The organism is Xanthobacter pollutisoli (assembly GCF_040044995.1).
In the GTDB taxonomy this organism is placed as follows: domain Bacteria; phylum Pseudomonadota; class Alphaproteobacteria; order Rhizobiales; family Xanthobacteraceae; genus Xanthobacter.
Window position 1 is genome coordinate 12,583 of sequence record NZ_JBDZDP010000030.1, and the last position, 18,879, is coordinate 31,461.

Sequence of the window (18,879 nt, forward strand, 5' to 3'; positions counted from 1 at the left end):
GCGGCGTCCGCCCGCCCGACGACCGAACCGCCCTCGCCAAGGACGGCCCGCGAGAACGCCCGAGACCCCCCATGCGCATCCGCATCCGCCACGAGATCACCCAGCGCTTCGAGCCCGGCACGAGGAACATGGCCGTCACGGTGCGCCTGACGCCGCGCGCCCATGAGGGCCAGTTCATCATCCGCTGGGCGCTGGACCTCACCTCCGACTGCCGCCTGCATCCGCAGGAGGACGCGTTCGGCAACGTCTGCCACACCTTCTCCGTGGACGGCCCGGCCGACCACCTCACCGTCGTCGCCGAGGGCGAGGTGGAAACGCAGGACACCACCGGCATCGTGCGCGGCACGGTGGAGCGCTTTCCGCCCTCCCTGTTCCTGCGCCAGACCGACCTGACCGAGCCGACGGCGGCGGTGATCGAGCTCGCCGAGAGCCTTGACGCCCCGGCGAGTGATCCCCTGGCCCGGCTGCATCAGCTGATGATCGCGCTCCACGAGCGCATCGAGGAGCAGCCCGGCCCCGCCATGGGCGACCCCCTGAGCGCCGATGCGGCGCTGAAGGCGGCCAAGGCCTGCGCCGGGGGCATCGCCCATGTCTATACGGCGGCGGCCCGCCATCTCGGCCTGCCCGCCCGCCATATCTCCGGCTACGTCGCCCCCGAGGGCGGCGAGGAAGGCGAGGGCGAGGCGCGCCACTGGGCCGAGGCCCATGTGCCCAAGATCGGCTGGATCTCCTTTGATCCCGGCCGCAACCTCTGCGGCACGGAGAATTACGTCCGCCTTGCCGTGGGGCTCGATGCGGTGGGCGTGCAGCCCCTGCGCAGCACGGGGCTCGATGTGGAGGAGCGCGTCAGCGCCCTCGACGGCCGCGCGCCGCAGCGGGCCTCGCAGGCCCAGAGCCAGACCCAGAGCTGAGCGTTCGCCGCGCCGGCCTGACATGGCGCAAGGACGGGACGCGCGAGACCGGCTAGAAGATGTGGCGTTGGCCCATCTGAGGACGGCCCCGCCATGTCCATCCGCACGCCGACGTCGACGCCGATCCCGTCCCCGCGCGCACCCGCATCGGGCGCCGGCCCTGCCGAACCCGATGCCGGCGGGGCGTCCGCGGCAACGGCGCGGGTCAAGCTGTCGGCCCGCCACCTCAATTTCTATTACGGCACGCAGATCGCCCTGCGCGACGTGTGGGTGGACCTGCGCGAAAAGTGCGTCACCGCCTTCATCGGCCCGTCGGGCTGCGGCAAGTCCACGCTGCTGCGGGTCTTCAACCGCATGTACGAGCTCTACCCCGACCAGAAGGTGGAGGGCGAGGTGCTGCTTGATGGCGTGAACATTCTCGGCCACGCCATGGACCCCGCGGCGCTCCGCGCCCGCATCGGAATGGTGTTCCAGAAGCCGACGCCCTTCCCCATGTCGATCTACGACAATGTCGCCATCGGCCTGCGCCTCAACGAGGACCTGACCGAGGCCGACCTCCATGTGCGGGTGGAGGAGGCGCTGCGGCAAGCGGCGCTGTGGGATGAGGTGAAGGACATCCTCCCCCAGAGCGGCCTCGGTCTGTCCGGCGGCCAGCAGCAGCGGCTCTGCATCGCCCGAACCATCGCCCTGCGGCCGGAGCTGATCCTGCTCGACGAGCCCTGCTCGGCCCTCGACCCCATCACCACGGCGCGGATCGAGGAGACCATCGAGGAGTTGAAGGCCCGCTACACCTTCGCCATCGTCACCCACAATCTGCAGCAGGCCGCCCGCGTCTCGGACTTCACCGGCTTCATGTATCTCGGCGAGCTGGTGGAGTTCGGCCCCACCGAAGAGCTGTTCACCCATCCGCGTGACCGGCGGACGCAGAATTACATCACCGGCCGCTTCGGCTGAGGGGTACGCACGCGGCGCCGGGCTTGACCCCCCGCCCCCGCTTTGCGATCTGCTCCCTCGACGCACGGGAGACACGCGCATGACCGCAACGCCGGCTTACGATCCCCAGAACATCTTCGCCCGCATCCTCCGCGGCGAACTGCCCGCGCACACGGTGTATGAGGACGACAAGGTCATTGCGTTCCTCGACATCATGCCCCGCTGCCCCGGCCACACCCTGGTGATCCCCCGCGCGCCGGCGCGCAACATCCTGGACATCGCGCCTGAGGATCTCGCCCATGTGGCGACGGTCGCGAAGAAAGTGGCCATCGCCGCCAAGGCCGCGTTCGCGGCGGATGGCATCACCATCCAGCAGTTCAATGAGGAGGCCGGCGGGCAGGTGGTGTTCCATCTCCACGTCCACGTCATCCCGCGCCATTCGGGCGAGCCCATGAAGCCGCCGGCCAGCGCCATGGAGAAGCCCGAGGTGCTCGCCGAGCACGCCCAGCGGCTGCGCGCCGCCCTCGCCGGCTGAGCCGCCGGTGCCGTTCCGCGACGCGGCGGGCATCCGGATCCGCGCCCCCGCGCGGCTGCACCTCGGCTTTCTCGATCTCGGCGGCACGCTGGGGCGGCGCTTTGGCAGCCTCGGCATCGCCCTCGATCGTCCGGCCACGGAAGTCACCGTGCGGCGGGCGGAGGCCGACAGCGCCTCAGGCCCCGACAGTCCGCGCGCCGCCCGCGCGCGGGACACGATCCGCGCCGCGCTCGACGTCGGCGGCAACTTCGCCATAGAGGTGGATGCCGCTTTGCCGGCTCACGGCGGCCTCGGCTCCGGCACCCAGCTGGCCCTCGCGGTCGGCATGGCGGTCGCCCGCCTTTCCGGGAGCGACCTGTCCCCGCGCGCCGTCGCCGAGCTCCTGGGGCGCGGACGCAGGTCCGCCATCGGCATGGAGGCCTTCACCGCAGGGGGGGTTATTCTGGACGGCGGCAAAGCCATGTCGGGGCCGCAGGCCGAGCTGCCCCCGCCGCTTCTCGCCCGCCTGCCCGTACCCGAGGACTGGCGCATCCTCCTCATCTTCGATGCCGCCCGCGAGGGTCTCAGCGGCTCGGCCGAAGTCGCGGCCATGGCCGCCCTGCCCCCCTTCCCCGAGGCGCAGGCGGCGCATCTGTGCCACCTCATGCTGCTTGAGGCCCTGCCGGCCCTCGCGGCGGGTGACGCGGACGGTTTCGGCCGCATGGTGGGCCTGTGGCAGCGCCTGCTCGGCGACCATTATGCCGCAGCCCAGGGCGGCGGCCGATTCCTCAGCCCGGATGTGGCCGAGGCGGTGGCGCTGGTCGAATCCGAGGGCATTCCAGGGGTCGGGCAAAGCTCGTGGGGCCCCACCGGCTTCGCCATTGTCGACGGCGCCGAGCGCGCCGCCGATCTGGCCGGGACCTTGCGCCGCCGCTTTGCATCGTCCACAAACCTTACCTTCGATTGCGTGCGGGGAAACAACCGGGGCGCCGAACTGACCGCCCTGTGAGCTGTCGCGTCGCGCGGAAACAAGAACGAGAACGGGAGGACGGCGGCCGCCACGATCAAGGGCTGCTGCGGGCCAGGGGGTTGGCGCGCGGCTGGGCGCCGGACAGAACAGGCTGGGAAGACATGGATATTGCCCTCATCGCCCTCTCCGCACGGCCGCTCGCGGCCAGCGCTGCACGGGCCGGTTTCGCCGCGCTTTCCTTCGATCTGTTCGCCGATCTCGACACCTGCGCCCACACCGCGCGCTGCGTGCGCGTCCACAAGAAGAACGGGTCCGCCTTCGACGGGGACGATCTGATCCAGGCCCTGCACTCGCTGGCGCCGGCCGGGCTGCCGGTGGTGCTCGGCGGAGGGCTCGAGGACGACCCCCAGCTCATGGCCCGCATCGCCGAGCGCAACCCGATCCTCGGCAACGCCCCCCAGACCGTACAGGTGCTGAAGGACCCCCTCGCCCTCGCCGCCTTGTGCGCGCATCTCCATATCCCCTTCCCCGAGGTGGCGGTGGATGCCGCCGCGGCGGCCGCGCTCGGCGCCGGAGCGGTGCTGGAAAAGAAGATCGGCGGCGCGGGCGGGGCCCACATTCGGCGCCGGCCGGCTGGAGACCTCTCGCCGCCGTCGGCGGGCCACTATCTCCAGCGCGAGGTGGAGGGCGACTCGCTGTCCGTTCTCCTTCTCGCCAACGGGAGCGCCGCCCGCCTCATCGGCGCCTCGCGCCAGTGGCGCGCGAAGGATGCCGAGCATCCGTTCCGCTACGGCGGCGCGGCCGGCCCGGTGGCCCTGCCGGAGCCCTTCGGCGCCGCCATGTGCCAGGGGGCGCTCAACATCGCCCTCGCCTGCGGGCTGGTGGGCCTCATCTCCATGGATTTCGTGGTGGGACCCGACGGCTGGTTCCTGGTGGAGGTCAACCCCCGCCTCGGCGCCACCCTCGACATCTTCGACGTCGATCCCATGCCGCCCCTGCTCGGCCTGCACCTCGCCGCTTGCGGCGGGCGCCTGCCGGAGAGCCTGCCCATCCCGTCCGAGGCCCACGCCGCCGGCGTCGTCTATGCCGGCCGCGATCTCGTGGTGCCGAAGGATGCATGGCCCGATTACGTGGCCGACCGCCCGCCGGCCGGGGCCGCCGTCATGCGCGGCGCGCCGCTCTGCACGGTGCGCGCCACCGGTCCCACCGCCGAAATCGCCGAGGCGCGCATGCGCGAGCGCACCCACGCCCTGCTGCGCGACCTCGGGCTCGATCCCGTCGCGGAATCGATCCTGTGACGGCGCGGCGCCGCGCCGGCTGAGAGAGCGCCCATGCGCGCGCTCTCATCGGACGAGGTCGCGGCGGCGTTCCGCGCCGCCTGCCGCGCCGAGCTTCAGGCGCTCAAGCCCGGCAATGTGCATGTCTTCGCAGCCGGCCACGGCATGGAGACCGCCCAGTTCGAGCGCGCGGCGGACGCGGCGGCGCCCGCCATCGCGCGCACCGCTCTGCCCGTCGGCGCGCGGGTGCTGGCGGCGGTGGAAGCGTCGCTTGCCGCGGCGGGCTGCAACACCAATCTCGGCATCCTGCTCCTGTGCGCCCCGCTGGCGGCGGCAGCACAGATGGACGGCACGGACGACCTTTCGACCAGGCTCACCGGAGTGCTCGACGGTCTGGACCGCACCGATGCCGACGCGGCCTTCCGCGCCATCGCCGCCGCCTCTCCCGGCGGCCTCGGCGCTGCCACCGAGGCTGACGTGCACAAGCCGGCGCAGGTCACCCTCGGCGCCGCCATGGCGTTGGCCGCGGCGCGCGACAGCATCGCCCGCCAGTACACGACCGGGTTTGCGGACATTTTCGCGCTGGGCGTTCCGCCGCTCGCGGCCGAACCCACGGCGCGCGGGCCGGTGGAGGAGGCTTACCTCGCCTTCCTCGCCACCCTTCCCGACAGCCACATCGCCCGCAAGTTCGGCTCCGAAACCGCGGAACGCGTGCGTACCGAGGCCGAGGCCCTGCGCCGCACGCTTCCCGGCCTTGGGCCGAATGAGCGCCACGACGCGCTGCTCGCCTTCGACGCTGCGCTCAAGGCGCGCGGCCTGAACCCCGGCACAAGCGCCGACCTGACAGTGGCCAGCATCTTCGCCGCCCTGATGCTGAGCGCGACGACGGGGCGCTGACCACGCGCGGAGGCCTGGCGCGATCAGAACTTCATGGAGAGCGTCGCCTTGCCGGCATTGTAGCTGGCGCCATCACCCGCCATGCCCTCATAGGCGAGCGAGAGCATGGCACCGCCGGTGAAGGCGATGTCGAGGCCGGCGGTGCCGACGAAGCTGTCCTCGGCGATGGGCAGGCCGTCGATGCCGAAGGCCGTGCCGGTGTCGATGAAGGTCAGCACCGCCGCGGGCGTCACATCGCCGAAGGCATGACGCCAGCCGGCCGAGGCGTGGGGGGTCACCGTCGCACCCGCGGCGGTGAAGCTGGTGGCGACCCGCAGGCCGAGGGTGGAGTAGGTGGTGTCGAAGGCAGTGCCGGAGGATACGAGCCCGGCCACCGGGGCGTTGCTCTCGACGAAGCTGCCGAGGTCCACCTTGGTCCAGCCGACAGCGGCGAAGGGCTCCAGCGCCACCGCCCCGAACGCGAAGGTGTAGCCGGCCTCGGCGAACAGATTGCCGGCGGTGCCGTCATAGCTCGCCTTCGGCGACTCGCCGGTGAGGGCGACGAAGCGGCTGGTGTCGATGCTGCTCCATCCGTAAGTGCCGCCGGCCCGCAGCTTCAGCGCGTCGAAGCTCGTTCCGCCATAGGCGGCGATGCGCCAGGTCTCGGTGTCGGCCGAGGCGGTGTCTGCGCTGGTGGAGGAGGAGGAATAGCCCGCCGCGACGCCGAGCACCGAATTGGCGAACGCGACGTCGGCGCCGATGAGGACGCCGCCCACATTGGTATCTGCCGCCACCGCATTGCCGTTGCCGGAGGAGGAGAGCCACTGGCCGTAGCCCTGGGCCCAGCCGGTCCAGACGGGACCGGCGGAAGGCGCCTTCAGGCCCTTGAAGGCATTGGCGCTGGAGCCCTTGCCATCGGCATAGGACAAGGCCGGGCCGCCCGACCCGAGGGCCACCTGCGCGCCCGTCGCGCCGGCATAGGAGGCCTGCCGCAGCCGACCGAGGATGAGGTCGTTGACGAGCATGTTCTCGGTGGTCATCTGACCCGGCAGGGTGGCGAAGATGCCACCGGAAAGCTGGGACAGGGCGAGCGTCGGCTTGGCGCCATCGGTCTGCGTCACGAAGGCGGAATAGAGGGCCGAGCTATAGGCCTGGGACCCGGCGCCAATGCGCTCCAGCGCCCCGGCCACCGAGCGCTGGTTGGGCGTCGCCGCATAGGAGGCGAAGGCGACGCCGTTGCGCTCCAGCGACAGATAGATGCTGGTGGTGTCCTGACTCAGGGTCGGCTCGATGAAGAGATAGTCGATGGGGGTCGACACATCGAGGGTGGCGAAGCTGCCGCTGATGCCGCCGTCGGACGTGAGGATTGTGTAGCGGCGACCCCAGGCCAGTTCGCCGTCCATCGACACAGCTGCGCCGTTCGCGATGGTGGTGGCGCCGCCCACGGCGATGAGATCGGACTGCCCATCCGCGTCGACGTCGACGCGATAAGTCCCGCCGATGGAGGCATTGCCCACCACCGTGAGCGTGCCGAATGCCGAATCCGCTGCTTCCGGCGCAACGAAGGCGTTGCCGGAGACAGCGAGGCTGCCGACCGTGCCCCAGCCATACAGCGCGGCGGGGACCAGGACCGTTCCGCTGAGGCTCAGCGAGGCGTTCGCGAGGGACGCGCCATTGAGCACAAGCCCGGCCTGATCGAATACGATCTCACCGGCAAAGCTGGAGGTTCCCGACAGAGTGGTGAAGGTCTCCGCGGCGCCGGTCAGGCGCTCGAAATTGCGATAGGTGGAGGCATCACCCAGCAGGCCGACGTCAAAATTCACGCCCTTGTTGGCCGTGCCCAGCACGAGCGTGTCGTACCCGCCCTCGGCATCGACGATGCCCGACACGGCGCTGCTCGCGGCCAGAACGAAGGTATCGGCGCCGCCGCCCATCTGCGCTGCGTAGGTGGTGCCGGAAATGAGCCCGAAATTGTAGATGGTCAGGCTCTTGGCGGGGTCGGCGCCCGAATTGACGTAGCGGATGCCGTAGCCGTCGAGGCCCTGGATGGTGCCGTAATTGTAGACGGTGAGCGCTGCGAAGGCGTCACCGCCGTTGCTGTCGTCGGCCAGAATGCCGTTGTTGGCGCCCGAGATCAGAGCAGAGCGCACGCTCAAGCTGCCGTTGACGATGCTGCCACCACCGATGGCGATGCCTTCCGAGGTGCTCGGCTTGGTCTCGCCGGGCTTGATGCCCTTGGAGCCGAGGCCCTGGATGGTGCCGTAATTGATGATGGTGGCGGCCTGGTCGAAATCCACGCCGTCGCCGTCGCCAAAGCTCGCCGCCGGGTCGAACGTGCCGGTGATGGTGCCGGCGTTCACCAGATGGCCGGTGCCGTTGGAATTCACGCCCGAGCCGTTGCGGCCCTCGATGAGGGAGAAGTTCGTGACATCCAGAAAGTCAGCCTCGCCCGACGCCTTGATGCCGTGGTAGGCGCCCGAGATGACGCCCCCCTCGTAATTGTTGACCTTGAGCGTGATCGGCTGCCCGAGTTCGTCGCCCTCGATCTTGATGGCCGAATTGTTCTGCGTGTCTGCCGTGCCGGCGGCGTAGAATGAAGAGATCGTGCCGTAATTGGAGATGGTGACGCCGTTGGTCACCTGAATGGCATCGTTATTGGCTGCGGTAATCACGCCGGTGGCGGCGTTGTCGATGCGCACGTCGATGTATTGCGAGGTGATGTCGCCGAAATCGATGGCCTGGCCATCTCCCGTCGATCGGATCGTGCCCGAGTTGGAGATGCGTATCGCCGGAGCCGCGGGGCTGTCCGGATTCGAGCTGATCTTGATGCCGTCGTCGGTGCCGGAAACCACGCCGCCCACCAGATTGGTCAGCGTGAAGGACTGAAGCGTGTCGTAGCTCGCCGCATTGTCCATCTTGATGGCCCGCTTGCCATCCGACGTGGTCTCGATGGTGCCCGAGTTGACGATGTCCACGGTGCCGCCGCCGATGCGGATGGCGTCGGCTCCGGCCGACGTGATGGCGCCGGAATTGTTCACCGAGATCACCGCGGTAGCCGCCGTCGCCTTGTCGAAGTCGAAGGCCTGGCCGGTCTGCGAGCTGATGGTGCCGCTGTTGCTTACGATCACCGTGCCATCGGCCAGCGTGCCGTTGATGCGGAAGGCGTCATCCTTGGACGTGACGGTGCCGGTGTTGGTCAGGGTGAACTGGCCGGTCACGCTGTTGGTGGTGTCGATGGCGCGGCCGGTGGAGGTCACCGTGCCGTCATTGGTGATGACGACGCCCGGCGCATCGCTCGCCGGCCCGTTCCACTGGATGGCGGGAGAGCCGCCGCCGTTCAGGGTCTGGCCGTCCGCGATCGTCCCCGTGTCGCTGCCCGAAACGGTCTGTTGGCCGGCCGCCGGCGGCACGGTGAAGGAGGCCGCCAGGGCCGGGGCCGAAAGGCCACCCAGCGCGAGGATTAGGACGAGGCGGCTGGACGTGGAATGGAGAGGGGACATGGCGGGCTCCGGCGATAACCGAGGTCCCTATGGTGCCATTGTAACGCCCTGATGACGGCCACCGAACCGCAGGTTCTCTCGCTAAATGCTGCCCCGCCTGGCTCAGGCCCAGAGCCGGGCCTGCGACGAACTGATCCGTCCGTCGTGCAGCGCGCTCGCCACCAGAGCGCCGGCAAGGCCCAGCCGGGCCAGCGTGTCGAGGTCCCGCTGGTCGCGCACGCCGCCTGCGGCATAGAGCGCCGGATCCCGGCCTGCGCGCTGCGCCCGCGCGGCGGTGTGCGCGAGCGCATCGAGGTCCGGTCCCTCGCCGCTGCCCACCTTGGCGAGGGTCATCACGATGACCTGCTGCGGCCAGAGCGTCGGGTCCTCGTGGGCGCGCAGCGGTCCGCGCGGCCCGGCCGCGTCATGGTCCAGCGAGAGAATCGCTCCCGGCGCCGCCAGCGCCGCCTCCAGCGTCGCCTCGGCCAGGGTCTCGGTGCCGACGACGCTGGTGCCGAGACCGGCCGCGGCGCGGGCGGTGATCCGCGCGGGATCGCCCTCCCCGGCATCCACCCACAAAGCGAGCCCGGGATAGGATCGGCGCAGCGCGGCGATGACCGGCGCATTGTTGCCGGCGCCAGCGATGGCGTCGAGGTCCGCCACGTAGAGGGTGCGGAACGGCGCGAGCCCGAGGAGGCCGGCGACCACGTCGGACGGCGCGCTCGTTGCCGCAAGGGGCGTATGAATGGGACGATAGGATGCGCGCTCGCCCTTGCGTGCGCGCACAACCTGCCCTCCCTTTAGATCAATGACAGGGATAAGCTGCATTCTGCGAAATCGGTCCTTTGCGGCGAAAGGAGCCCCATGCGTGTCTTCATCTGCGAGTTCGTGACATCCGGCGGACTGCGCGACAAGCCCCTGCCGGAAGCGGCCGTGGCGGAAGGCCGTCTGGTGCGCGACGCCATCGTCACCGACCTCCTGGAGCTGCCGGGCACGAATGTGGTGCTCGCTTATGACGACCGCCTTCCGCCGCCCAACGAGGACGCCGTGCCGGTGCGCAAGGGCGTCGACCCCTGGATCATCTGGTCGAGCCTTGCCCACGACGCGGACGTGGTGTGGCCTATCGCGCCCGAGGCCGGCGGGGTGCTCGGCCGGCTGACCCGTCTCATGCGCGAAGGCGGGGCGCGGCTGATCGCCTCGTCCCCGGATGCCATCGCCGTCACCTCGAACCGTCTCGCCTTGGCGCAGCGGCTCGCCGCCCACTGCGTGCCGCACGTGCCGACGTTCCCCATCGACGCAGTTCCCGCCGGCCTCAACGGCGACCTCGTCACGCGGCCGGAGGCGGGCAACGGCTGGTCGGCCGCGCGGGCGTGGCCGAACCGGGCGGCGCTGCCGCGGGGCGGCGGACTCGTAGTGCATCCGTTCGTCAACGGCACGCTCGCCAGCCTCAGCGTCCTCGCCCGGCCGGACGGGGTGACGCTGCTCTCCGCCAACCGGCTCAACGTCACCCATCTCGTGGGCGTGTTCGGCTTCGAGGGCGTCACCGTGGGCGGCATCGCCGACGAGGACGGCCACCTCGCCGAGTTCGCCCGCCGCGTGGTGGAGGCGGTGCCGGGGCTCGCCGGCCTCGTCTGCATCGACGTGATCCTGACGCCGCAGGGGCCGCTGGTGGCCGAGATCAACCCGCGCGTCACCGCCTCCTATGCGGGCCTGCACGCCGCCCTCGGGGTCAATCCGCTGGCCTTCATTCCCGAGCTGATCCGCGAGGGACGCCCACCCACCATGCCCCGCCTGCCCCGCCCGTCGCCGGTGGAGGTGAAGATCCGTTGAAAGCCGACGGTGAAACCAATAGGAAGGCTTCGAGTTTGAGGCTGGATGCGGGCCCCTCCGGGGCCGGCCTCCGCGCGAGGATGACATGACCTCCGACGATCCCACTGCCCTTGCGGACACGCAGGCCGAGGCGGACACCGCTCCGCGGACCCGCCCCCAGAACACCGACCGCCTGTTCCTGAGGGCCCTGCCCTTCTATGCCCGGCACGGCGTCTATGACGCCGAGCGCGAGCTGGGCCAGCGCTTCATCGTCGACGTGGACTGCTGGCTGGACACGCGGCCCGCCGCCTGGGCTGACGACGAGGCGCTGACCGTCTCCTACCAGCAGATCTACGAGCAGGTGGCGGCGGTGGTGGGCGACGATCCGGTGCATCTCATCGAGACCCTCGCCGAGCGCATCGCAACCCGCCTTCTCGACCATTTCGAGATCGTCGAGCAGGTCCGCGTGGTGGTCCACAAGCCCGGCGCGCCGGTGACCGGCGTCTTCGGCGACGTGGGCATCGAGATCCTCCGCACCCGCTGAGGCGCCGGGCGGATTTTTGCGCAGGGGAGAAGGCGAAGCGCGGCTTTACCCGGCATGCCGCATTCCATCATAACGACGCGCGGCGGGGCTTCCGCCGCTTTCAGGACGGGAGCAGGCGGTGAGCGAGCTGACGACCCTTCAGACCTTCCTTGGAACCTGGGCGGGAAGCGACAGTGGCCGCCAGGCGGTGGCCGCCACGGTCAGCGCCGTCGCGAGGGCGGGGCTGCAGATCGCCGACCTCGTGGCCCGCGGCCCGCTGGAGGAGGGGCTTGCCAGCATCCGCGAAGTCGATCCCAACGCCGGCGGCGACGCCCAGAAGGAGCTCGACGTGGTGGCGGAGGACCTGATCCGCGCCGCCCTGCTGCCGACGCCGGCCGCCTTCCTCGCCTCCGAGGAGAGCGAGGAGCTGATCCCGCTGAACCCGGAAGGCCGCCTCGTGGTGGCGGTGGACCCGCTCGACGGCTCGTCCAATATCGACACCAACGTGTCGGTGGGCACCATCTATTCCATCATGCCCTATGACGCCGCGGCGGTGGCCAAGCCGGAAGACGCGGTGATGCGCCCGGGCTCGGCGCAGGTCGCGGCCGGCTTCCTCGCCTACGGGCCTGCGACCATCCTGGTGGCCACCTTCGGCGAAGGCACGCAGGTGTTCGTCCACGACCGCAGCTCGGGCGAATTCGTCCTGGCCCGCACCCAGGTGGAGATCCCGGCCGAGACCAAGGAATACGGCGTCAACCAGTCCAACGTCCGCCACTGGGAGGCGCCCATGCAGCGCTACCTCGCCGACTGCCTCGCCGGCAAGGAAGGCCCGCGCGGCAAGGACTTCAACATGCGCTGGGTCGGCTCCATGGTGGCCGACGCCTTCCGCATCTTCACCCGCGGCGGCGTCTATGTGTATCCGCGCGACAAGCGCAAGGGCTATGAGAACGGCCGCCTGCGGCTGATCTACGAGGCCTTCCCCCTCGCCTTCCTGGTGGAGCAGGCCAAGGGCGCCGCCACCGACGGCACCACGCGCATCCTCGACATCACCCCGCACCACATCCACCAGCGCATCCCGCTGGTGTTCGGCTCCAAGGCCGAGGTGGAAGCCATCGCGTCGTATTATTGAGAGCGGAGCGCCCGCCTTCACCCCGAGCGGGTGAGGGCTGGCGCCCCTGCCCGTCGCCGCCCTTGACCTCATCCGGAAAAAAACGTTCGATCGTTTCCTAAAGCACAGCCGCCACCCAGAGCGGCGCCGAGGGAGGTGAGGATGCTCGTTCCGGCCGACGATTATGCGGGCCTCGTGCGCGCCTTTTCCTGGCAGGTGCCGGCGCGCTTCAACATGGGCGTCGCTTGCGCCGATGCCCATGCGGACGGATCGGGCAAGCCGGCGCTCATCTTCGTCGAGGAGACGGGCGCCGTCCGCACCTACAGCTTCGACGAGCTGGCAGCGCTCACCAGCCGCTTCGCCAATGTCCTCACGGCGCGCGGCCTCGTCCGCGGCGACCGGGTGGCGGTGTTCCTGCCGCAGGCGCCGGAGACCGCCATCGCCCATATCGCCGCCTTCAAGGCGGGGATGATCTCGGTGCCGCTCTTCACCCTGTTCGGCGACGAGGCGCTGGAGTTCCGCCTCGCCGCCTCGGGCGCGAAGGTGCTCGTCACCGACCTCACCGGCCTCGCCAAGCTGATGCGGGTGAAGGACCGCCTGCCGGACCTCGCCCATGTCTTCGTCATAGGTGCGGACGCAGGCGGCGCGCTCGCCTTCGACGCGGCGCTGGCTGCGGCATCCGACCGCTTCACGCCGGTGGACACGGGACCGGACGACCCCGGCATCATCATCTTCACCTCGGGCACCACCGGCAATCCCAAGGGCGCGCTGCATGGCCACCGGGTGCTGCTGGGCCATCTGCCGTGCATCGAATTCGTCCACCAATACATGCCCCAGCCCGGCGACCTGCACTGGACGCCGGCGGACTGGGCGTGGATCGGCGGACTGTTCGACGTGCTCTTCCCCTCGCTGTATTTCGGCGTTCCGGTGCTCGCCCACCGGGCCAAGAAGTTCGATCCCGACGCCGCCATGGCGCTGATGTCGGACCACCAGGTGCGCAACGTCTTCCTGCCGCCCACCGCGCTGAAGCTGCTGCGGCAGGCCGATGTGCGGCACGACGGGCTGAAGCTGCGCTCGCTCCTCACCGGCGGCGAGACGCTGGGCGCGGAGCTCGGCGCCTTCGTGCAGGAGCGCCTCGGCGTGGAGGCGCGGGAAATCTACGGCCAGACCGAATGCAACCTCGTGGTGGGCTGCAATTCCAACTTCTTCCCCATCCGCCCCGGCTCCATGGGCAAGGCCATTCCCGGGCATGACGTGCGCATCGTGGACGACGAAGGCCGCGAGTTGCCATCCGGAGCCGAAGGACATATCGGCATCCGCCGCGGCGATCCCGTGATGATGCTGGAATATTGGAAAAATCCCGAGGCCACCGCGCACAAGTACGCCGGCGATTTCCTCCTCACCGGCGACATGGGACGGCAGGACGAGGATGGCTACCTCTGGTACGTGGGCCGCTCCGACGACGTCATCACCTCCGCCGGATATCGCATCGGACCGGGAGAGATCGAGGACTGCATCCTGAAGCACCCGGCCGTGGCGCTGGTGGCGGTGGTGGGCGTGCCCGATCCGCTGCGCACCGAGGCGGTGAAGGCCTGGATCGTGCCGAAGCCCGGCATCACCCCCTCCGAGACGCTGGCCAGGGAGATCCAGGACTTCGTGAAGACGCGGCTGTCCGCCCACGAATATCCCCGGCACGTGGCCTTCACCGACACGCTCCCCATGACCGCGACGGGCAAGATCCTGCGGCGGGAACTGCGGGCGCTCGGCTGATCGCCCGCCCTATTGGGCGGCCGGCGGCACGCGGCGCAGGGCCGGGCGCGCCGCGATGTCCGAGCGCAGCCGGGCGAAGAGGATGTGGTCCTCCCACACCCCGTTGATGCACAGATATTCGCGCGAATAGCCCTCGCGCACGAAGCCGCAGCTCTCCAGCAGGCGGATGGAGGGCTGGTTGTTGGGCATGCAGGCGGCCTCGATGCGCCGCAGTTGGAGCACGTCGTAGGCGACCGGCAGCAGCGCGCTCACCGCCGCCTTCATGTAGCCCTGCCCGGCGAAGGGCGCGCCCATCCAATAGCCGAGGCTCGCCGTCTGGCACACCCCGCGCCGCACGTTGGAGAGGGTGAGGCCGCCCACGAGCTCGTCGTCGGAGCGGCGGAAGATGAAGAGCGGATAGGCCTCGTCGGCCACCATGTCCCGCGCGTAGCGCCGCAGGCGGCGGCGGAAGGCGCCGCGGGTCAGGTCGTCCGCCGGCCACAGTGGCTCCCAGGGGGTGAGAAAATCCCGGCTCATCTCCCGCACCGTCTGCCACTGCGCGAAGTCGCGCACCTGCGGGACGCGCAGGTAGATTCCATCGCCCTCGATGGCAGGCAAGGGCTCCGGCGGGCAGAGGAAGATGGTGGAAAGCCACATGGGATGCGCCCCGGCCACGTCCTGTTTGGCTCGGGCGGACCACCGCCGGTGCGGGGGCTGCCCCGGCTGCCGGTCCGTCCCGGAGCGTGCGCCTCAGGCCCTCCCGGGCCCGCCGCGCATGCGATTGTCATCCCCCATCATACGGATGCCCACGGTCCCGCTCCAAACGGAAATGCTCAGTGCCGTTCCAGCCGCTCGACCACCCGGGCGGCCGGCTCGAGCCCGCCCTTCGGGCCGATGGCGGTCAGCGTGGGCCGGCCACGACCGATGAGGCGCGTTGCCGCCGCCTTCACCGCCGCCACGTCCACCGCATCCACCTTGGCCACGATCTCCTCCACCGCGATCACCCGCCCGAAGCCGAGGATCTGCCGTGCCAGCTGGTCGGCCCGCGCGCCGGAGCTTTCCAGCGCGGCGAGGAGGCCCACCTTCATCTGGGCCTTGGCCCGCGCCACCTCCAGCTCGCTCACCGTCTCCGCCGTGTCGAGGATCTGGTCCACCACCGCATGGGTCAGCTCCTCCACATCGCCGGTGTCGGTGCCGGCATAGACGCCGAACAGGCCGGTGTCCTGATAGCTCCAGTGGAAGGCGTAGATGGAATAGCAGAGCCCGCGCTCCTCCCGCACGTCCTGGAACAGGCGCGAGGACATGCCGCCCCCGAGCACGTTCGAGAGCACCTGCAAAGCGTGATAGTCCGCATCCTTGTAGGAGCAGCCCTCCAGACCCAGCAGCACATGCACTTGCTCGAGGTCGCGGGCCATGAGGCGGGTCCCGCCGCCATAGCTTGCCGCCGTGAGTTCCGGCTTGCCGGCGGACGCGACCGTGCCGAGGCGGGCCGAAGCCTCCGCCACCAACCGGTCGTGATCCACCGCCCCGGCGCCCGCCACCACCATGCGCGGACCGCGATAGGTCCGCCCGAGATAGGCGCCGAGCTGGTCGCGGCTGAAGGCGCGCACCGTCTCCGGCGTGCCGAGGATGGAGCGGCCGACGCTCTGCCCCGGGAAAGCCTGCTCCTGGAACAGGTCGAACACCAGGTCGTCGGGCGTGTCCATCACCGCGCCGATCTCCTGCACGATGACGTTCTTCTCCCGCTCCAGCTCGTCAGGGGCGAAGGCCGGCTCGGTGAGGATGTCGGACAGGATGTCGAGGCCGAGGCTCACGTCCTCGCCCAGCACCCGAACGTTGTAGGAGGTCTGCTCCACCGAGGTGGCGGCGTTGATGTCGCCGCCCACCTGCTCGATCTCCTCGGCGATGCGCCGGGCGGAGCGACGGCGGGTGCCCTTGAACGCCATGTGCTCCAGAAGGTGGGAGATGCCGTGCTCGCCCTCCTCCTCGTCGCGGGCGCCGGCGCCCACCCAGATGCCGAGGGAGGCGGTGCCGAGATGGCTCATCTCGTCGCTGACCACGGTGATGCCGTTGTCGAGGGCCGTGATCTTCACGCTCATGCGGCGGCGCCCGCAGCGACGCGCGCCCGGGCGCGGATGAAGCTTTCAATGGCGGCAAGATCGTTGGGCAGCACGCTGACGCTTTCCTTACGGGTCAGAAGGTCGGCCATGTGGGGCGGCAGGGCCGGCCGATGGCCGCTGGCGGCTTCCACCGCATCCGGGAACTTGGCGGGATGGGCAGTGGAAAGCACCACCTGCGGCACCTTGGACGCATGCTCCACCTTGTCCGCCACCGCCAGCGCCACCGCGGTATGCGGGTCGGCGAGGTAGTCTGCGCACTGGTAGAAGCGGGAGATGGTCTTGGCGGTTTCCGGCTCGTCCGCCCGGCCGGCGGTGAAATCGGCGCAGATGGCGGCGAGCGCCGCCCGCGGCACGGTGAAGGCCCCGCCCTGGGCGAGGGAGCCCATCAGCTGGCGCACGGCGGCGCTGTCGCGGTCCAGCGCCTCGAACAGCAGGCGCTCGAAATTGGACGAGACCTGGATGTCCATGGAGGGCGAGGAGGAGGGATGCACCCCCTTCACCTCGTAGCGGCCGGTGTCCAGCGTGCGCACCAGGATGTCGTTGACGTTGGTGGCGATGGCGAGGTCGCGGATGGGCAGCCCCATGCGCTTGGCCACATAGCCGGCGAAGATGTCGCCAAAATTGCCGGTCGGCACCACGAAGGACACCTCGCGGTGCGGCGCGCCGAGGGCGGTGGCGGCATAGAAATAATAGACCACCTGGGCGACGATCCGCGCCCAGTTGATGGAGTTCACGCCCGCCAGCGCCAGCTGGTCGCGGAACGCGTGGTGATTGAACATGGCCTTCACATGGGCCTGGCAATCGTCGAACGTGCCCTCCACCGCGATGGCGTGCACATTGGGCGAATGCACGGTCGTCATCTGCCGGCGCTGGACCTCCGACACCCGCTTGTGCGGGTAGAGGATGAACACATCCACCGCATCCGAATGGCGGAACGCCTCGATGGCGGCGCTGCCGGTGTCGCCGGAGGTGGCGCCGACGATGGTGGCGCGGGTGCCGCGCTGGCCCAGCACATGGTCCATCATGCGGGCGAGCAGCTGCATCGCCACATCCTTGAAGGCCAAGGTCGGGCCGTGGAACAGCTCAAGCAGGAAGCGGTTGGGGCCGATCTGCGTCAGGGGCACCACCGCCGGATGGCGGAACGTCGCGTAGGCATCGGCGATCATCAGATCCAGGGCGCGCTCGGGCAGCGCGTCCCCGACGAAGGGGGCGATGACAGCCTTGGCGACGACTGGATAAGGCTTGCCGGCGAGGGCCGCGATGGCGTCCGCCGACAGGGTCGGAAACGTCTCCGGCACATAGAGGCCGCCGTCGCGCGCAAGGCCCGCCAGGAGCGCGTCGGAGAACGACAGAACGGGAGCTTCACCACGGGTGGAAACGTAACGCACGGGTCCTCGACCTGATCTCAAGCCGCACGGCGGGCCTGCCGCCAACGTAAACGCAAGCGGCCCCGCGCGAAAGGCATCAGCTGGTCAACCCGGCGGCACCGCGCCACCGCAGGGTGTCACAGCCCCTGTCCGCGGCTGCGCCTCAGCTCTTTTCCCGCACGTAGCGGCCCGGCGCGTCCTCGATGGCGTTGAGCCGGCCGCCGCCGATGGCGCGGGCCGGCACCTCGTCCGGGTGCCAGGAGGAGAACCAGTTCACCCAGTCCGGCCACCAGGAGCCCTTGTGCTCCTGGGCACCCTGGACCCAAAGGTCGTAGCTCGGTCCGACGGGGCCGTCCGCCCAATACTGGTATTTGCCCTTGGCCGGCGGATTGACCACGCCGGCGATGTGGCCGGAGCCGGCGAGCACATAGCGCACCGGCCCGCTCAGCATGTTGGCGCCGATGAACACCGAGTTGGGCGGGGCGATATGATCTTCCCGCGTCGCCAGCGAATAGACCGGCACGTTGATCTTGGTGACGTCGATGCGCACGCCGGAAAGCTCGGCGAGGCCGCGGGCGATGTTGTTGGTGAGGTAGCAGTTGCGCAGGTAATAGGAGTGGTTGGCCGCGGGCATGCGGGTGGAATCGGCGTTCCAGAACAGAAGATCGAACGGGAACGGCGCCTTGCCCTTCATGTAGTTGTTGACCACATACGGCCAGATCAGGTCGTTGGAGCGCAGCAGATTGAAGGCCGAGGCCATCTTGCTGCCCTCCAGATAGCCCATCTGCTTCATCCGCCGCTCGATGGACGCGAGCTGGTCCTCATCCACGAACACCTTCAGGTCACCCGCATGGGTGAAGTCGATCTGCGTGGTGAGGAAGGTGGCGGAGGCGATGCGGTCGTCGCCGGTGGCGGCCATGTAGGCGAGGGTCGTCGCCAGCAGCGTTCCGCCCACGCAATAGCCCATGGCATGGGCCTGCCGCTCGCCGGAGGCGATGGCGACGTTGTCGAGGGCGGTCATGATGCCCTCGCGCATGTAATCGTCGAAGCCCTTTTCGGCGAGGCGGGCGTCCGGATTGACCCAAGAGATGACGAACACCGAAATGCCGGCGTCCACTAGCCACTTGATGAAGGACTTCTCGGCCGTCAGATCGAGGATGTAGAACTTGTTGATCCACGGCGGCACGATCAGCAGCGGCGTCTTCTTCACGCTGGCGGTCGTGGCCTCGTACTGGATGAGCTG

16 protein-coding genes are annotated in these 18,879 nt (G+C 69.7%); 10 read left to right on the forward strand and 6 right to left on the reverse strand.

What is annotated here, in order from left to right; translation table 11 throughout:
• Positions 1 to 71: 71 nt before the first annotated feature.
• The 6 genes from ABLE93_RS24900 (at position 72) to ABLE93_RS24925 (ending at position 5,502) form a co-directional block, all read left to right on the forward strand.
• Positions 72 to 911, forward strand: a complete 840-nt coding sequence (locus ABLE93_RS24900) for a transglutaminase family protein (protein ID WP_348842388.1) — start codon at positions 72 to 74, stop codon at positions 909 to 911.
• Between the two features lie 93 nt (positions 912 to 1,004).
• Positions 1,005 to 1,865: a phosphate ABC transporter ATP-binding protein PstB gene (gene pstB, locus ABLE93_RS24905; RefSeq protein WP_348842389.1), complete on the forward strand. Its 861-nt coding sequence runs from the start codon at positions 1,005 to 1,007 to the stop codon at positions 1,863 to 1,865.
• Between the two features lie 79 nt (positions 1,866 to 1,944).
• Entirely contained in the window at positions 1,945 to 2,379 is a 435-nt protein-coding gene (locus tag ABLE93_RS24910) for an HIT family protein (RefSeq protein WP_348842390.1), read from the forward strand.
• A 7-nt stretch (positions 2,380 to 2,386) separates the two neighbouring features.
• Entirely contained in the window at positions 2,387 to 3,367 is a 981-nt protein-coding gene (locus tag ABLE93_RS24915; protein ID WP_348842391.1) for a beta-ribofuranosylaminobenzene 5'-phosphate synthase family protein, read from the forward strand.
• Positions 3,368 to 3,489: 122 nt separating this feature from the next.
• Entirely contained in the window at positions 3,490 to 4,626 is a 1,137-nt protein-coding gene (locus ABLE93_RS24920; RefSeq protein WP_348842392.1) for an ATP-grasp domain-containing protein, read from the forward strand.
• Positions 4,627 to 4,659: 33 nt separating this feature from the next.
• Positions 4,660 to 5,502 (forward strand): triphosphoribosyl-dephospho-CoA synthase, encoded by an 843-nt coding sequence (locus ABLE93_RS24925; RefSeq protein ID WP_348842393.1) that lies wholly within the window; start codon positions 4,660 to 4,662, stop codon positions 5,500 to 5,502.
• A gap of 23 nt (positions 5,503 to 5,525) precedes the next feature.
• Here the strand turns inward: ABLE93_RS24925 and ABLE93_RS24930 are convergent, their stop codons facing one another.
• Complete coding sequence (locus tag ABLE93_RS24930) at positions 5,526 to 8,981, reverse strand: autotransporter domain-containing protein (RefSeq protein WP_348842394.1); 3,456 nt, start codon at positions 8,979 to 8,981, stop codon at positions 5,526 to 5,528.
• A gap of 102 nt (positions 8,982 to 9,083) precedes the next feature.
• Positions 9,084 to 9,788, reverse strand: a complete 705-nt coding sequence (locus tag ABLE93_RS24935; protein WP_510183082.1) for a HisA/HisF-related TIM barrel protein — start codon at positions 9,786 to 9,788, stop codon at positions 9,084 to 9,086.
• A gap of 36 nt (positions 9,789 to 9,824) precedes the next feature.
• On the opposite strand from ABLE93_RS24935, the gene ABLE93_RS24940 reads away from it, so the two are divergent.
• The 4 genes from ABLE93_RS24940 to ABLE93_RS24955 all read left to right on the forward strand — a co-directional run bounded on the left by ABLE93_RS24940 (position 9,825) and on the right by ABLE93_RS24955 (position 14,170).
• Positions 9,825 to 10,790, forward strand: a complete 966-nt coding sequence (locus ABLE93_RS24940; RefSeq protein ID WP_348842396.1) for an ATP-grasp domain-containing protein — start codon at positions 9,825 to 9,827, stop codon at positions 10,788 to 10,790.
• Between the two features lie 85 nt (positions 10,791 to 10,875).
• A complete protein-coding gene (gene folB / locus ABLE93_RS24945; protein WP_348842398.1) occupies positions 10,876 to 11,313 on the forward strand; it encodes a dihydroneopterin aldolase in 438 nt (145 codons plus the stop codon).
• A gap of 118 nt (positions 11,314 to 11,431) precedes the next feature.
• Entirely contained in the window at positions 11,432 to 12,421 is a 990-nt protein-coding gene (locus tag ABLE93_RS24950; RefSeq protein WP_348842399.1) for a class 1 fructose-bisphosphatase, read from the forward strand.
• 141 nt (positions 12,422 to 12,562) lie between these two features.
• Positions 12,563 to 14,170 carry an acyl-CoA synthetase gene (locus ABLE93_RS24955; RefSeq protein WP_348842400.1) on the forward strand — a complete coding sequence of 536 codons (1,608 nt, stop codon included), beginning with the start codon at positions 12,563 to 12,565 and terminating at the stop codon, positions 14,168 to 14,170.
• Between the two features lie 9 nt (positions 14,171 to 14,179).
• On the opposite strand, the gene ABLE93_RS24960 is transcribed toward ABLE93_RS24955, so the two are convergent.
• From ABLE93_RS24960 to ABLE93_RS24975, 4 genes are all read right to left on the reverse strand, one after another.
• Positions 14,180 to 14,806 carry a GNAT family N-acetyltransferase gene (locus ABLE93_RS24960; protein WP_348842401.1) on the reverse strand — a complete coding sequence of 209 codons (627 nt, stop codon included), beginning with the start codon at positions 14,804 to 14,806 and terminating at the stop codon, positions 14,180 to 14,182.
• A 176-nt stretch (positions 14,807 to 14,982) separates the two neighbouring features.
• The gene (locus ABLE93_RS24965) at positions 14,983 to 16,248 is read right to left on the reverse strand and encodes a M16 family metallopeptidase (RefSeq protein WP_348842402.1); all 1,266 of its coding nucleotides are present in this window, start codon (positions 16,246 to 16,248) and stop codon (positions 14,983 to 14,985) included.
• Positions 16,245 to 17,657, reverse strand: coding sequence for a threonine synthase (thrC, locus tag ABLE93_RS24970; protein WP_348842403.1), 1,413 nt, complete (start codon positions 17,655 to 17,657; stop codon positions 16,245 to 16,247). Before thrC ends, ABLE93_RS24965 begins: the two co-directional genes overlap by 4 nt.
• A 142-nt stretch (positions 17,658 to 17,799) precedes the next feature.
• Positions 17,800 to 18,879: alpha/beta fold hydrolase (locus ABLE93_RS24975; RefSeq protein WP_348842404.1), on the reverse strand; the 1,080-nt coding region annotated here is incomplete at its 5' end.